Here is a 13,564-nt window from a genome sequence, read left to right as displayed (position 1 = left end):
TAACGGCCTGGAGGCCCGGCGCCGGTCTCCGGGACCCGCGCCGGGCCTCCAGGCGGTCGCGTTGCCGACCCCCGAACGGTCAGGACACGTCGGCTGGTGCCCGCCGTGTGGTCACGAGTCGTCGCTGCGCGACGCCGCAGACGACGGTCTACGACCGTTCGGCGCCCACCCGGCGGGGTGTCGTGACCGAGCGGGGACCGCTTCAGACCGTGGCGCGCCAGTCGTCGACGTCGTCGGACTCGTCGGCGTCGTCGTCGTCCAGCACCGGGATCGGCACGGTGATCGACGAGGTCGGCGGGTTGATGAGCAGGCGCTCGTCGCGACGGTGTCGGAGCACGTCGTTGATGTAGGCGGTCGTGGCTTCGGGCAGGGAGACGGAACGCTCCTCTTGCTGGGACATGAACCAGCGGTGCTCGAGCAGCTCGTGGAACACCTCGGCGGGTTCGAGGCGGCCGCGCAGGTCACGGGGGATCGAGCGGACGACGGGCTCGAAGACCCGTGAGACCCACTCGTGCGCCACCATCTCCTCGTCGAGTTCGTCACGGCCGTTGCGGGCGCGGTACGAGTCGAGGTCGTTGAGCAGGCGCCGGGCCTGGTTCTCGCCGGCGTCGAGCCCGGTGAGCCGCAGCAGTCGCCGCTGGTGGTGCCCGGCGTCGACGACCTTCGGCTGGATCCGGACCTGCGAGCCACCCTCGGTGGTGTGGATCGACAGTTCCTCGATGTCGAAGCCGAGCTCGTTCAGGCGCTCGACGCGGTCGTTGATGCGCCAGCGTTCCTTGATGTCGAACTGCTCGGTGCCGGTGAGCTCGGTCCAGAGCGTCCGGTACTGGGCGACGATGCGGTTCGACACGTCCACGGGGTCGGCGTTCTCGTCGAGCCGTCCGCCGGCCTCGAGGTCGAGCAGCTCGCCGGCGATGTTCACGCGGGCGACCTCGAGGTCGTTCTCACGCTGGCCGTTCGACAGCCCGCCGGGGTAGAGCTTGCCGGTCTCGGCGTCGACCAGGTACGCGGCGAAGGCGCCGGCGTCGCGACGGAACAGCGTGTTCGACAGGGACACGTCGCCCCAGTAGAAGCCGATGACGTGCAGGCGGACGAGCAGCAGCGCGAGGGCGTCGACCAGACGGGTGGCGGTCTCGGGGCGCAGCGTCTGCGAGTAGAGCGCGCGGTAGGGCAGGGAGAACCGCAGGTGGCGGGTCACGAGCACGGGGTGCAGTGGTTCACCGTCGGCGTCGACGCGGTTCGTGATGACCGCGACCGGGTCCACGCACGGCACGTCCATGCGCTGCAGGGTCCGGAGCATCTCGTACTCGGACCGGGCGACCTCTTCGCCGGTCTCCTTCACCGCGGCGACGTACCCGCTCAGGTGCACGAACCGCACGAGGTGCCGCGAGATGCCCTTCGGCAGCGCGACGATCGTGTCGTCGGGCCAGTCGGCGAGCGGCAGGTCCCACGGCAGGTCGAGCAGGCCGGGGTCGACGGTGGCGGCAGTGATGGACATCGAGTCGGGCACGGTGGTTCCTCTGGTGTCGGGGACAGCCGAGAGCCCGCGTCCGCCCTTGTGAGGCGGGCGCGGGCTCTCGGGGGAGTGCGCTGGTTACGCGCTGACGACGGCCTTGTCGTCGAGGCGGTCGCCCGACTCGGTGTCGAAGGCGTGGACGTGGCCCTGCTTCGGCGTGATGACGATCGTGTCACCGATCGACGGGTGCGCACGACCGTCGACACGGGCGACGATGTCGGCGCGCTGGCCGTTCACGTCCGCGTGACCGTAGAGGTAACCGTCGGCGCCGAGCTCCTCGACGACGTCGACCGTGACGGGCAGGCCCTCGCCGGACTGCGACACGATGACGTCCTCGGGGCGGATGCCGACCGTGATCTGTGCGGCACGGGCGTTCGACAGGGTGTCGCGGTCGATCGCGTGGTTGAGCGTGCCGAACTTGATACCGCCCTCGATGACGTCGGCGGGCAGCAGGTTCATGGCCGGCGAACCGATGAAGCCGGCGACGAACACGTTGTTCGGCTTCTCGTACAGGTCGCGCGGGGTGCCGACCTGCTGCAGGATGCCGTCCTTGAGCACCGCGATGCGGTCACCCATGGTGAGGGCCTCGGTCTGGTCGTGCGTGACGTAGACCGTGGTGACGCCGAGACGACGCTGCAGCGACGCGATCTGCGTGCGGGTCTGGACGCGCAGCTTGGCGTCGAGGTTCGACAGCGGCTCGTCCATGAGGAACACCTGCGGCTGACGGACGATCGCACGGCCCATCGCGACGCGCTGACGCTGACCGCCGGAGAGCGCCTTCGGCTTGCGGCCGAGGTAGTCCTCGAGGTCGAGGAGCTTGGCGGCTTCCTGCACGCGGGTGGCGCGCTCTTCCTTGCCGACACCGGCGATCTTGAGCGCGAAGCCCATGTTCTCGGCGACGGTCATGTGCGGGTACAGCGCGTAGTTCTGGAACACCATCGCGATGTCGCGGTCCTTCGGCGGGACGTCCGTGACGTCGCGGTCGCCGATGCGGATCTGACCGGAGTTGACCTCTTCGAGGCCGGCCAGCATGCGGAGCGAGGTGGACTTGCCGCAGCCCGAGGGGCCGACGAGGACGAGGAACTCGCCGTCGGCGACGTCCAGGTCGAGGGAGTCGACCGCGGGACGGTTGCCTCCGGGGTAGAGACGGGTTGCCTTGTCATAGGTGACGGACGCCATGAGCGTTCGGTCCTTCCTTCACCGGCAGGTACGTGCCGGACGATCCGAGTGAAGCGGTGTGCCCGTACGGGCCCCGGACAGTCGCCGTCGACTGTCGAGGTTCATACAACACGAGTTCACCCGGGTGCGCCAGTGTTTTCCCCCTTGGTCGGCGGCTTCCCAGAGCGCCCCACTACAATCGCCGGGTCCGTCCGCCGAGCAGGGGAACGCCGAGCGGACACCGATCAGGAGGACGACGCACCGATGAACAACCGCCCCGAGGGTGCCGCCCGCGCCGCGCGGAACGAGCGCCGTGAAGCCGCCCGCCAGCGAGCCCAGCGTGCCCGGACCCAGCAGAAGCGACGCCAGCGTGGTGTCCGGCTCGGCCTGCAGATCGGGCTCGGGGTCGTGCTCCTCGCCGCTGCGACGATCGTCACGCTCGTGCTGGTCGACTCCGTGAAGCCTGCCGGCCCCGGCCCGTCGACCATGTCGCAGGGCGGGATCACCATCGGGCAGGGCCTGAAGCCCGTCGCGGCGTCCGCGTCCGGATCGGCCTCCGCGTCGCCGAGCAGTGCCGCGACCGACGGCGCCGGTACCGTCCGGATCACCCTGTACGTCGACTACCTCTGCCCGGGCTGCGGCCAGTTCGAGCAGGCGAACGGCGACTACATCAAGGACCTCGTCGACTCCGGTGCGGCCACGGTCGACATCCACCCCGTCGCGATCCTGTCGAACCGCTCGCAGGGCACGAAGTACTCCCTCCGCGCCGCGAACGCCGCTGCCTGCGTCGCCGAGCACTCCCCGAACCAGTTCTACGCGGTGAACCAGGCGCTCTTCGCGAAGCAGCCGGACGAGGGCACCGCGGGCCTGACGGACGCCGAGCTCACCGACGTCGTCACGGGCGTGCAGGGGCTGCAGGAACGCAGCGCCGTCCGGAGCTGCATCGCCGACCAGGACTACGCCAAGTGGGTGGACGAGCAGACGACGGCGGTGTCCGGGGGCACGATCCCCGGGTCGACGCTCAAGGAGTTCCCCGGCACCCCGCTCGTGCTCGTGAACGGGCAGCGCTACGAGCTGACCTCCCCGGTCACGAACGACGACTTCCGCACCTTCGTGGTGACGGCCGCCGGGGCGACCGACGCCACCCCGACGCCCACGCCGAGCGCGACCCCGTCGCCCACGCCGACCAAGCGCTGACGTTCGGACGAGCGCTGACGCGCTGCCCACGGACGGGAGGCCCGGTGCCAGCTGGCACCGGGCCTCCCGTGGTTCGACGGTGCGGCTACAGGGCCGAACCCGGGATGCTCAGGGTGTCGCAGCTCGTCGCGCCCTGCTGGTAGCCCCGCAGGAACCAGCGCTGTCGCTGCTCGCTCGACCCGTGCGTGAACGAGTCCGGGTCGACGCGGCCGGTCGCGCGCTCCTGGATGCTGTCGTCGCCCACGGCGCTCGCCGCCGACAGGGCGTCGGTGATCTGGGAGCGGGTGATCGGTTCGAAGAAGGTCTCGCCGTTCGCGTCCTTCGTCGTGGCGGCGTCGCCGACCCAGGCCCCGGCGTAGCAGTCAGCCTGCAGCTCGACGCGGACACTGCCCGACGACGCCCCCGTGCCGGAGCGGTCGGTGTTCGCGAACGACCCCTGAAGCTGCTGGATGTGGTGCGCCCACTCGTGCGCGACGACGTACATCTGCGCGAGCGGACCGCCGGACGAGCCGTACTGCGACTGCAGGTCGTCGTAGAACGCGGTGTCCAGGAAGACCGCACGGTCCGGTGGGCAGTAGAACGGGCCGGTCGCGGCCGACGCCTGCCCGCACGAGGTGTCGGTGGAGTCCTGGAACAGGAAGAACTCCGGTGACGTGTACGAGATGCCGAGCGACCGCGCCTCGGACGTCCAGTAGGTGTCGAGCGACTCGGCCGCGCCCTCCATCCGGCACTCGACGCGCAGGTTGGCGTCGCGCCCGGTCCGGCACTCGGGGGCGGCATCGACGGACTCGCCCCCCTGCTGGATCGTCGTCAGGCCGTTGCCGCCGCCGACGATCCCGCTCACGTCGAAGCCGGTGAACTGCGCGATCAGGAACACCACGATGGCGCCGACGCCCACGGCACCTCCGCCGATCGCCGTGGTGCGACCCCGCCGCTTGACCTTGCCGCCCCGGAGTCGCGAGTCGTCGTTGAACGTCATGGTCCCGAACCTACCGATCAGCACCTCCCGATCAGCGGCCCCGCGTACCGTCGGCGGCGTCGGCCACCCCGACACCTGTCGTACACCTGTCGTACAACCGGAAGGAACCGCACGATGGCCACTCCCATCAGCACCGTGATGAGCCCCGCCCGCTACGTCCAGGGCAAGGACGCGATCACCCGCGTCGGCGAGTTCATCGCCCCGATCGGCAAGCGGCCCCTGATCGTCGCCGACGACGTGGTCTGGGGCATCGTCGAGACCGCCGTCACCGAGAGCTTCCGGTCCGCCGACCTGGCCGTGCAGCGTGTCGGGTTCGGCCGCTTCGCCACCCCCGAGGCCGTCGACGAGCTCGTCGAGCAGATCCGCGCGAAGGACGCCGACGTCATCGTGGGGCTCGGCGGTGGCTCCGCGATCGACGCCGCGAAGGCCGCTGGGCACCTCGCCGGCACCCGGTGGGCCAGCGTGCCGACGGCCGCGTCCACCGACGCCCCGACCTCGGCGCTCGCCGTCATCTACACCGCCGAGGGCGAGTTCATCGAGTACCGCTTCTTCCCGCACAACCCGGACCTGGTGCTCATCGACACCAGGCTCGTCGCCAACGCGCCGGTGCAGTTCCTGGTCGCGGGCATCGGCGACGCGCTGGCGACGTGGGTCGAGGCCCGTGCCGCGAAGCGCGCCAACGCCGACACCATGGCCGGCGGCCTGCAGACCCAGACCGGCGTCGCGCTCGCCGAGCTGTCGTGGAAGCTCCTGCACGAGAACGCCCTGCAGGCCATCGAGGCCGTCAAGGCCAAGGTCGTCACCCCGGCGCTCGAGAAGGTCGTCGAGGCGAACACGCTGCTGTCGGGCCTGGGCTTCGAGTCCGGTGGGCTCGCCGCCGCCCACGCGATCCACAACGGGCTGACCGCGGCTCCGCAGGCGCACGGCCTGGCGCACGGGCAGAAGGTGAACATCGGGACGATCGCGCAGCTGGTGCTCGAGGGTGCCCCGGCCGAGGAGATCGAGGACTTCGTCGTCTTCACCACGAAGGTCGGCCTGCCGAACACCCTGACCGAGATCGGCCTGACGGTCGACGACCGTGACGTGCTGCGCGCCGTGGCCGAGGCCGCGACGGTGGAGGGCGAGACCATCCACAACATGCCGTTCCCGGTGACGCCCGAGCTCGTGGTCGACGCCCTGGTCGCCATCGAGGGCATCGCACGCAGCGTCCGCGCCGAGCACGGTCTGCCGGAGCCCGTGCTGTACGAGCACCACTGACGTTCGAGCAGCACTGACGGGCGAGGGGTCAGGTGCGGATCAGCGGCTCCATCGTCGCCAGGTCCGCACCGATCCCGACGTCGACGAGTTCGATCCGGCCGGCGAGGGTGGCGGCGGGTCCGGTCAGCAGGCCGGCCTTCACACCGCCGAAGGTGACGGTGGCGTCGGCGTGCAGGACGTGGTCGTCCGCGACGCCGCCGGTGTCCACGTCGATTCCGCTCGGCACGTCCACCGCGACGACGAACGGCGCACGCTGGTCGCGGGCGAGCTCACGGATGGCGTCCACGACCTCCCGCGCGGGGGACCGCAGCGCGTTCGCGCCGTGCACCCCGATGCCGAGGATGCCGTCGAGCACCAGGTCGGCCTCGAGAGCCGCCTCGGTCGCGACGTCCGCCAGGCGTTCGCCGTCGCTCCGGCCGGCGGCCCGCAGGATGTCGGCCGCTCCGCCCGCGTTCGGTCCCGAGGTGCCGGACGGGCCGTCGAGCAGACGGGCGCCGGCGTCCAGTGCCGCTGCCAGGCCGGCCTCGTGGACACGGGAGCCGACGCGCAGGACCGCCACGTGCCTCCCGGCCGCTGCCAGGCGCGCGCCCGCGAACAGGGCGTCACCGCCGTTGTCGCCGCTGCCGGCGAGCACGAGGACGGATCCCGGCCCGTCGACCGGCCGCACGGCCGGGTCGTCCAGCAGGTCGCCCACGATGCGCGCGAGCCCGTCGGCGGCCCGTTGCATCAGGGGTTCCCCCGCGTCGAGGTGGGGGCGTTCCGCCGCCCGGATCTGATCGCCGCCGTAGCCGTCCATGGCCACCACACTGCCCCGATACGCTTGAGAGGACATGTCACTCGTCCCCGAAGCGCCCCGCCCCCGGTTCGTGATGTCGCCCGACGGGCTGCGACTCGCGACCTACGACTTCGGCGACCCCGACGCCCCGGCCGTGATCGCGGTGCACGGCTTCGCCTCCGGTGCGGTGCTCAACTGGCACGCCTCGGGCTGGACGCGGCACCTGGTCCGTGCCGGGTACCGGGTCCTGGCGCTCGACCAGCGCGGGCACGGCGCGAGCGCGAAGCCGCACGACCCCGGTGCCTACTCGATGGACCTGCTCGTCGCCGACGTCACCACGGTCATCGACACGTACCTGCTCGACGACGTCGCGTACCTCGGGTACTCGCTCGGCGCACGGGTCGGCTGGCACACCGCCGAACGCCTGCCCGGCCGGATCTCACGTGCGGTGTTCGGCGGGATCCCGGACGCCGACCCGATGCGTCGCGTCCGCGTCGACCAGGCGAAGGCGTACATCGCCGACGGCACCCCCATCGAGGACCGCGTCACCAACGGCTACCTGACGATGGCGGGCAACGTCGAGGGCAACGACCTCGGCGCGCTCGTGGCCATGGTCGAGGGGATGCGGAACAGCATCGAGCCGACCCCGGAGAACGCCCCGGCGCAGCCGCTCCTGATCGCCGCGGGCAGCGAGGACGGCATCCGCGACAGCGCGGTCCGGCTCGCCGAGGCCGCGCCGGACGCCACCTTCTTCGAGATCCCCGGGCGCAACCACTTCAACGCCCCGACCTCCCGGCCCTTCCGCGAAGCAGCGCTGCGGTTCCTGTCCGCCCCGCGCTGAGGGGTACTCGTGGGTCCCCTCGGTCGGACGGCACCGGGCGTACCGTCCCCGCCATGGACTACAGACTCCTCGGCAACAGCGGGACATCGGTGTCGACGCTGACCCTCGGCACCATGACGTTCGGCAGCGAAGCCGACGAACCCACCTCACACGCCATCCTCGACGCCTTCGTGGCCGCCGGTGGCACGCTCGTCGACACGGCGGACGTCTACTCCGGCAACGAGTCCGAGCGGATCATCGGCCGCTGGCTCGCAGCACACCCCACCGAGGCCGCGCAGGTCGTCCTCGCCACCAAGGGCCGGTTCCCGCAGGGCGACGGCCCGAACGACCTCGGCCTGTCCCGACGACACCTGCGCGTGGCCCTCGACGCCTCGCTCGAGCGGCTCGGCGTCGACCACATCGACCTGTACCAGATGCACGCGTGGGACGCCCTGACCCCCATCGACGAGACCCTGCGGTTCCTCGACGACGCCGTGGCCGCCGGCAAGATCGGCTCCTACGGGTTCTCGAACTACCTCGGCTACCAGGTCACCAAGGCCGTCTACGAGGCGAAGGCCCACGGCTGGGCGCCGCCCGTCACCCTGCAGCCGCAGTACAACCTGCTCGTCCGCGACATCGAGCACGAGGTCGTGCCCGCCTGCCTCGACGCCGGCATCGGTCTGCTGCCCTGGTCGCCGCTGGCCGGCGGCTGGCTCTCCGGCAAGTACCAGCGCGACGAGGCCCCGACCGGTGCTACCCGCCTGGGCGAGAACCCGCAGCGCGGCATGGAGGCCTGGGAAGCCCGCAACGGCGACGAGCGCACGTGGGAGGTGCTCGACGCCGTCTCCGAGGTGGCCGACGCCCACGACGCGTCGAAGTCGCAGGTCGCGCTCGCCTGGCTGCTGGCCCGTCCCGCGGTCACGAGCGTGATCCTCGGCGTCCGCACCCTGTCGCAGCTCGAGGACAACCTCGGTGCCGCGGACCTGGTGCTCACCGACGACGAGCTCGACCGGCTGACCGACGCCAGCGCTCCCCGCATCGACGACTACCCCTACGGCACGGCCGGCGTCGCGCAGCGGGAGCGGAAGATCACCGGCGGGCGCTGAGCCGGCGGGTGCCGAGCTGGCGGACGCTGAGCGGACAGGACCCCTGCGCGTTCGTGCACATCGTGCGGATTTCCGCGGATGTGGGGTCAGGGTGTGGACGCGCGGGTCGGTGAGGTGTCATCCTCGTCGCACGACCGGCTGGTTACCGCGTCCAGCGCCCGGAACGCCCCCTGATCCGCGTTCCGTGTGCCGATGCCCCGGGCGAGACTTCGCCCGGGGCATCGCTTCATCAAGGGCAGTGCGTCGCACCCCCTCCACACCTTCTGTACGGCAGTATTCCACCGTGCTGCTCTGCTTCGTCGACGAATCCTTCAAGCCGGACCTCTACGGCTTCGGCGCCGTGATGGCGGACGCGGCACAGACCCGCTGGCTCACGCATCGCATGCACGAGATCGTCGCGGCGCTCGAGGAGTACGGCGTCGAGGCGCAGGCCGAGATCCACGCCCATCCGATCTTCCACGGGAAGGGCGCTTGGAGCGCCGTCCCGCCACGCGTGCGCGTGAAGGTGTTCCTCGACGTGGTCGAAGCCGTCGTGACTTCCGGAGCAACCGTGCTGCTCCGAGGGTGCCGCCCCGGGCGGTTGCGTCGGTACCAGGACGCGCGGGGCTTCCGTGATCGGCACTCGCCGGAACAGGTGGCCTTCCAGCACCTCCTGCAGCGGGTCGACGGGAAGGCCGGTGAGATGGGTGTGCACGCGCTCGTCATCGCGGACGAACGGTCGGATCGAGACCGGCACCGTGAGCGCTTCGCGGTGTACCAGGCCTACGGGACTCCCGGAACGTACATGCAGACCCGGCTCGAACGGTTGCTCGACACCGTTCACTTCGCGCCGAGTCACCACTCACGCATGCTGCAGGTCGCCGATCTCCTGGCGTTCGTCTGGGTGCGCTCGCGGACGGTGGAGGAACGGGATCCGCGGCAGGCGCGTGTCCTCGCCGCGCTCGTCGACGACATCGAACGGTGCGCGTACCAGCCCGGCGTCTGGCCCTGAAACTGGTCGACCGGCACCAGGGCCCCGGACGCACGACAGCCCCGCTCGAGGCGGGGCTGAAGGCGGTGCGGGCGGCGAACGAGTCGCGGCCTGCGCATGCAGTATATGGGGCCGGCAGCGGGACTTGAACCCGCAACCCCCGTATTACAAGTACGGTGCGCTACCAATTGCGCCATGCCGGCTGACGCCGCTCATCTTACCGGTGAGGGCGTCCGGGGCTCACCCGCCCGACTTCTCCGAGAAGTTCAGCGAGATCGAGTTCATGCAGTACCGGTCACCCGTGGGGGTGCCGAACCCGTCCGGGAACACGTGGCCCAGGTGCGAACCGCAGTTCGCGCACCGGACCTCGGTGCGGGCCATGCCGAGGGAGTTGTCCTCGATGAGCTGCACGGCGTCCGGGTTCACCGACTCGTAGAACGACGGCCAGCCGCAGCCGGAGTCGAACTTCGTGCCGCTCTTGAACAGCTCCGCGTTGCAGGCCGCACAGGTGTAGACGCCGGCACGCTCCTCGTCGAGGAGCTCACCGGTCCACGGTCGTTCGGTCCCCGCCTGGCGGAGGACGGCGTACTGGTCCGGGGAGAGCTCCTCGCGCCACTGGGCGTCGGACTTGTCGACGTTGTATGCCATTGGTTCCTCCTGCTTCCGGCCGGGCTCTTCCGGGCACTCCCGACCACTTCACTAAACTCGCCACGATGTCCGAGCATTCCGTGCACCACGCCCGCTGGACCCGTCTGACGACGGACGAACTGTACGGCATCGTCGTCCTGCGCAACCGCGTGTTCGCGCTCGAGCAGCGGGTCACCGCCGAGGACTTCGACGGCCGTGACCGCGAGCCCGACACCGAGCACTGGTGGTTCGGCACGGACACCGATGCGGTTGGGTACCTGCGGCTCATCCGCCCGGCGGCCGACGAGGTCCACCCCGACGGCGCAGAGCCCCCGGCGTGGGTGATCGGCCGGGTCGCCACCGACCCCGGACACCGTGGGCAGGGGATCGCCGGCCGGCTCGTCGCCGCCGTCCTCGACGAACACGGACACGACCCGTTCGTCCTGCACGCCCAGGAGTACGTCGCCGCCCTGTACGAGCGGTACGGCTTCGTGCGGTTCGGGAGGCCGTACGACGAGGCCGGCATCCGCCACGTCGGCATGCACCGGCCCGGACGCTGATGGACACCCGCGCCCGGTTCGACGCGTACGCCGACCGCATCCAGGCGGTCTCCCCGTCGTACGCGGCCTGGGCACGGTCGCTCGACGACTCCCTCGTCGCGCTCCTCGTCGAGGTCCCCGAGCAGCAGCGGCAGCCGGAACTGTTCTTCGCGGTCGCGCGGCGGCTGGGCGCGGACCCGTCGGACCCGGGTGCGCTGCGCGCGCTCGGCCTGGCGGCCCGCCCCGCGCTGGTCGCGGCCCTCGCTTCCGCCACGGTGCAGGCCAACGACCCGCAACGGCTCGCCCCGGTCGTCCCGCTGTTCGCGGCGCTCGCCGAACGGTCCGCGCGTCCGCTCGGCCTGGTCGACGCCGGGGCCGCCGCCGGACTGTGCTCGATCCCGGACCGGGTGACCCTGGACTACCGCGTCGGTTCCGGGGCCGCGGTCCTCCGGATGCACACGGCGCTCGCCGAGCCCTCGGTCCGGCTGGTCGCGGACGCAACCGGGGCCGTTCCCGCACCCGCGACCGTCCCGATCAGGATCGGCGCCCGGGTGGCCCTCGACCCGAACCCGATCGACCTGTCGGTCCCCGGTGCGTTCGACCGGCTGGTCGAGGCCGTCCCGCCCGAGGCGTCGGACCGGACCGCCCTGATGCGGGCGGCGGCGTCCGCGACGCTCACCGTGCCTCCAGTCCGGATCCGGGGCGCGCTGCCCGGCGACCTCGACCGTGCACTGGACGCCCTGCCGGACGACGTCGAACCGGTCGTCCTGACCACCGGGACCCTGGTCTACGTGCCGGGCGCGGACCGGCAGCGGTTCGTCGACCGGATCCGCGAACGGGGCGTGCACTGGATCGCCCTCGAACGCACCGGGATCCTGCGCGGGGTGGCGGCGACGCTGCCCGACGACGTGGACGCGGCGGACCCGGACTCGTTCGCGACGGTCTCGCTCGACGGGGTCGCGGTGGCCGTCTCGGACCCGTTCGGCACGCGTGTTCGCTGGTTCCGCGCGCCGAACCTGTGACCGGTGTTCGCGACAGTCCAGCGCCGTGCCAGGGTCCGGATCGACTCCACCCCTACGATGTGCGAGACCCGTTACCCGACCGTGATCGGAACCGCAGTGACCAGCCCCACCGACGAACGCAGCGTCGACGAGCTCCGTGCTGACGAGCTGCGTGCTGACCAGCTCGGTGCTGACCAGCTCAGTGAGCTCGCGAAGCACGTGCTGACGTTCGAGCAGGACCGGGCACGGCACGACCGCACGAAGGAAGCGGAGATCCGGGTCGAGTTCGAGATGTCGGCGGCGCGCTACTACCAGGTGCTGAACCGCGTGATCGACTCGCCCGCGGCACTCGCGTACGACCCGCAGCTCGTCAGCCGGCTGCAGCGGCTCCGTCACGCGCGCACCAGCGCCCGGGCGACGCGCAGCTTCGTCGCGCCCGGTGCGGCTCCCGAAGGACGTGAAGAGGAACGATGAGCACGAGATTCCCCCGAGACCGGTTCGACGACGTCGCCGACGGCCCGCGGGTCGGTGCGCACCGCGGTGCCCAGCGTCGCGGCCGTGGCTGGATCGCCTTCGCCTGGGCGGCGCTCGCCACCGGTGTGCTCGTCGGCATCGGCGTGCTCGTCCTCGCGCTGCTGAACGGCAGCTACTCGTTCAACAGCTCGGATTCCCCCTCGGCCTCCACGTCGGCGTCCGCCACCGCGAAGCCCTCGGCGACGTCCAAGCCGTCCGCGTCCTCGTCGGCCGGTTCGGGCTCCGCAGGGTCGGGGTCGGGCAGTGCTGCGGCCGCGACACCGGCGCAGCAGGGCACCACGACCGTCGTCGTCCTGAACGGCACGACCACCACGGGCCTCGCCAGCCGCGCGAGTGCGGCGCTGACCGGCGCCGGCTGGCAGGTCGCCTCCACGGGTGACGCCGGCACGACGGGCTCCACGTCGACGATCGTCTACTACCAGCAGGCGTCGCAGGCGGCGGTCGCGCAGGGCATCGCGAAGCAGCTCGGCGTCACGGCCGTGCAGCAGTCGGCGGCGTTCCCGAACGCCGACGTGAGCGTCGTCCTCGGCGCCGACTACACCGGCTGATCGGTCGTTCTGCGGGGCGTCGCGCCGCGTTTTCCGCGCATTGTGTGACGGCCGTGTTTCGGGCACGTTGATTTCTGACGGAATCGACGTGAAACAACGTCACACCTCTTGCCTGATCGGACGGGTTCGGTCAGAGTCCCATGCAGACGACGATCACGTCGTTCCGCACTGCAGTACCAGGGAGCAAGAGATCATGGCCAACGGAACCGTGAAGTGGTTCAACGCTGAAAAGGGCTTCGGCTTCATCACCGTGGATGGAGGGGGCCAGGACGTGTTCGTGCACTACTCGGCCATCGACATGTCGGGTTACAAGGTCCTCGAGGAGGGCCAGGCCGTCGTGTTCGACGTCGGCACCGGGTCGAAGGGCCCGCAGGCAGAGTCCGTCCGCCCCGCCTGAGCACGACCACTTCCAGAACGCGCCGTCCCGTCAGGGGCGGCGCGTTCGTCGTGTGCGGGGACGGTGACCGGCGCGGGGAGCGCGACCGCGGCGGTGGTGCGGGGTCCACCGGACGCGACGTGTGCTGGGAAGTCGTCACG

General features: G+C 71.1%; 15 protein-coding genes and 1 tRNA gene. 10 read left to right on the top strand and 6 right to left on the bottom strand.

The features are described 5' to 3' along the window. Nucleotides 1-202 precede the first annotated feature (202 nt). Nucleotides 203-1,510: a DUF4032 domain-containing protein gene (locus tag DEJ19_RS16100; RefSeq protein ID WP_111089146.1), complete on the bottom strand. Its 1,308-nt coding sequence runs from the start codon at nt 1,508-1,510 to the stop codon at nt 203-205. Between the two features lie 84 nt (nt 1,511-1,594). Beyond that, nucleotides 1,595-2,695 carry an ABC transporter ATP-binding protein gene (locus tag DEJ19_RS16095; protein ID WP_071244017.1) on the bottom strand — a complete coding sequence of 367 codons (1,101 nt, stop codon included), beginning with the start codon at nt 2,693-2,695 and terminating at the stop codon, nt 1,595-1,597. A gap of 243 nt (nt 2,696-2,938) precedes the next feature. On the opposite strand from DEJ19_RS16095, the gene DEJ19_RS16090 reads away from it, so the two are divergent. Next, complete coding sequence (locus DEJ19_RS16090) at nt 2,939-3,871, top strand: DsbA family protein (RefSeq protein WP_111233726.1); 933 nt, start codon at nt 2,939-2,941, stop codon at nt 3,869-3,871. 85 nt (nt 3,872-3,956) lie between these two features. On the opposite strand, the gene ypfJ is transcribed toward DEJ19_RS16090, so the two are convergent. Then, a complete protein-coding gene (gene ypfJ / locus DEJ19_RS16085) occupies nt 3,957-4,850 on the bottom strand; it encodes a KPN_02809 family neutral zinc metallopeptidase (protein ID WP_111233727.1) in 894 nt (297 codons plus the stop codon). Nucleotides 4,851-4,964: 114 nt separating this feature from the next. Here ypfJ and DEJ19_RS16080 point away from each other — a divergent pair, with 114 nt between their 5' ends. After that, complete coding sequence (locus tag DEJ19_RS16080; protein ID WP_111233728.1) at nt 4,965-6,107, top strand: glycerol dehydrogenase; 1,143 nt, start codon at nt 4,965-4,967, stop codon at nt 6,105-6,107. Between the two features lie 28 nt (nt 6,108-6,135). Here DEJ19_RS16080 and DEJ19_RS16075 read toward each other — a convergent pair whose 3' ends face one another. Next, the gene (locus DEJ19_RS16075) at nt 6,136-6,903 is read right to left on the bottom strand and encodes an NAD(P)H-hydrate epimerase (RefSeq protein ID WP_111233733.1); all 768 of its coding nucleotides are present in this window, start codon (nt 6,901-6,903) and stop codon (nt 6,136-6,138) included. A 34-nt stretch (nt 6,904-6,937) separates the two neighbouring features. Between DEJ19_RS16075 and DEJ19_RS16070 the strand changes: the two genes are divergently transcribed. The 3 genes from DEJ19_RS16070 to DEJ19_RS16060 all read left to right on the top strand — a co-directional run bounded on the left by DEJ19_RS16070 (nt 6,938) and on the right by DEJ19_RS16060 (nt 9,799). Continuing rightward, the gene (locus DEJ19_RS16070; RefSeq protein ID WP_111029066.1) at nt 6,938-7,723 is read left to right on the top strand and encodes an alpha/beta fold hydrolase; all 786 of its coding nucleotides are present in this window, start codon (nt 6,938-6,940) and stop codon (nt 7,721-7,723) included. A 53-nt stretch (nt 7,724-7,776) separates the two neighbouring features. Continuing rightward, complete coding sequence (locus DEJ19_RS16065) at nt 7,777-8,808, top strand: aldo/keto reductase (protein WP_111054084.1); 1,032 nt, start codon at nt 7,777-7,779, stop codon at nt 8,806-8,808. Nucleotides 8,809-9,046: 238 nt separating this feature from the next. Next, nucleotides 9,047-9,799: a DUF3800 domain-containing protein gene (locus DEJ19_RS16060; RefSeq protein ID WP_284176530.1), complete on the top strand. Its 753-nt coding sequence runs from the start codon at nt 9,047-9,049 to the stop codon at nt 9,797-9,799. Nucleotides 9,800-9,905: 106 nt separating this feature from the next. Here DEJ19_RS16060 and DEJ19_RS16055 read toward each other — a convergent pair. Together DEJ19_RS16055 and msrB are read right to left on the bottom strand one after the other, a co-directional pair. Further along, nucleotides 9,906-9,981, bottom strand: a tRNA-Thr gene (locus DEJ19_RS16055). 37 nt (nt 9,982-10,018) lie between these two features. Next, the gene (gene msrB / locus DEJ19_RS16050) at nt 10,019-10,426 is read right to left on the bottom strand and encodes a peptide-methionine (R)-S-oxide reductase MsrB (RefSeq protein ID WP_111233734.1); all 408 of its coding nucleotides are present in this window, start codon (nt 10,424-10,426) and stop codon (nt 10,019-10,021) included. A gap of 65 nt (nt 10,427-10,491) precedes the next feature. Between msrB and DEJ19_RS16045 the strand changes: the two genes are divergently transcribed. From DEJ19_RS16045 to DEJ19_RS16025, 5 genes are all read left to right on the top strand, one after another. After that, a complete protein-coding gene (locus DEJ19_RS16045) occupies nt 10,492-10,965 on the top strand; it encodes a GNAT family N-acetyltransferase (RefSeq protein WP_181441580.1) in 474 nt (157 codons plus the stop codon). Then, nucleotides 10,965-11,966, top strand: a complete 1,002-nt coding sequence (locus tag DEJ19_RS16040) for a DUF2332 family protein (RefSeq protein WP_111233731.1) — start codon at nt 10,965-10,967, stop codon at nt 11,964-11,966. Before DEJ19_RS16045 ends, DEJ19_RS16040 begins: the two co-directional genes overlap by 1 nt. 96 nt (nt 11,967-12,062) lie before the next feature. After that, nucleotides 12,063-12,419, top strand: a complete 357-nt coding sequence (locus DEJ19_RS16035) for a DUF3263 domain-containing protein (RefSeq protein WP_239001351.1) — start codon at nt 12,063-12,065, stop codon at nt 12,417-12,419. Then, nucleotides 12,416-13,027, top strand: a complete 612-nt coding sequence (locus DEJ19_RS16030) for a LytR C-terminal domain-containing protein (protein ID WP_071404071.1) — start codon at nt 12,416-12,418, stop codon at nt 13,025-13,027. The genes DEJ19_RS16035 and DEJ19_RS16030 overlap by 4 nt, the downstream gene beginning before the upstream one ends. A 193-nt stretch (nt 13,028-13,220) precedes the next feature. Further along, on the top strand, nt 13,221-13,424 hold the full coding sequence (locus DEJ19_RS16025; RefSeq protein WP_017888049.1) for a cold-shock protein: 204 nt from the start codon (nt 13,221-13,223) through the stop codon (nt 13,422-13,424). The last annotated feature ends 140 nt before the right edge of the window (nt 13,425-13,564 follow it).

It is taken from the genome of Curtobacterium sp. MCSS17_016, assembly GCF_003234255.2.
GTDB classification, from domain to species: domain Bacteria; phylum Actinomycetota; class Actinomycetes; order Actinomycetales; family Microbacteriaceae; genus Curtobacterium; species Curtobacterium flaccumfaciens.
The sequence above is the reverse complement of the archived record's forward strand: the minus strand, read 5'-3'. Positions and strand labels throughout refer to the sequence as shown.

Bases quoted from the DNA above. Each gene is read 5' to 3' on its own strand.
- DEJ19_RS16095 (WP_071244017.1), bottom strand. From the start codon at position 2,695: ATGGCGTCCGTCACCTATGACAAGGCAACCCGTCTCTACCCCGGAGGC.
- DEJ19_RS16090 (WP_111233726.1), top strand. From the start codon at position 2,939: ATGAACAACCGCCCCGAGGGTGCCGCCCGCGCCGCGCGGAACGAGCGC.
- ypfJ (WP_111233727.1), bottom strand. From the start codon at position 4,850: ATGACGTTCAACGACGACTCGCGACTCCGGGGCGGCAAGGTCAAGCGG.
- DEJ19_RS16080 (WP_111233728.1), top strand. From the start codon at position 4,965: ATGGCCACTCCCATCAGCACCGTGATGAGCCCCGCCCGCTACGTCCAG.
- DEJ19_RS16075 (WP_111233733.1), bottom strand. From the start codon at position 6,903: ATGGACGGCTACGGCGGCGATCAGATCCGGGCGGCGGAACGCCCCCAC.
- DEJ19_RS16070 (WP_111029066.1), top strand. From the start codon at position 6,938: ATGTCACTCGTCCCCGAAGCGCCCCGCCCCCGGTTCGTGATGTCGCCC.
- DEJ19_RS16065 (WP_111054084.1), top strand. From the start codon at position 7,777: ATGGACTACAGACTCCTCGGCAACAGCGGGACATCGGTGTCGACGCTG.
- msrB (WP_111233734.1), bottom strand. From the start codon at position 10,426: ATGGCATACAACGTCGACAAGTCCGACGCCCAGTGGCGCGAGGAGCTC.
- DEJ19_RS16045 (WP_181441580.1), top strand. From the start codon at position 10,492: ATGTCCGAGCATTCCGTGCACCACGCCCGCTGGACCCGTCTGACGACG.
- DEJ19_RS16040 (WP_111233731.1), top strand. From the start codon at position 10,965: ATGGACACCCGCGCCCGGTTCGACGCGTACGCCGACCGCATCCAGGCG.
- DEJ19_RS16030 (WP_071404071.1), top strand. From the start codon at position 12,416: ATGAGCACGAGATTCCCCCGAGACCGGTTCGACGACGTCGCCGACGGC.
- DEJ19_RS16025 (WP_017888049.1), top strand. From the start codon at position 13,221: ATGGCCAACGGAACCGTGAAGTGGTTCAACGCTGAAAAGGGCTTCGGC.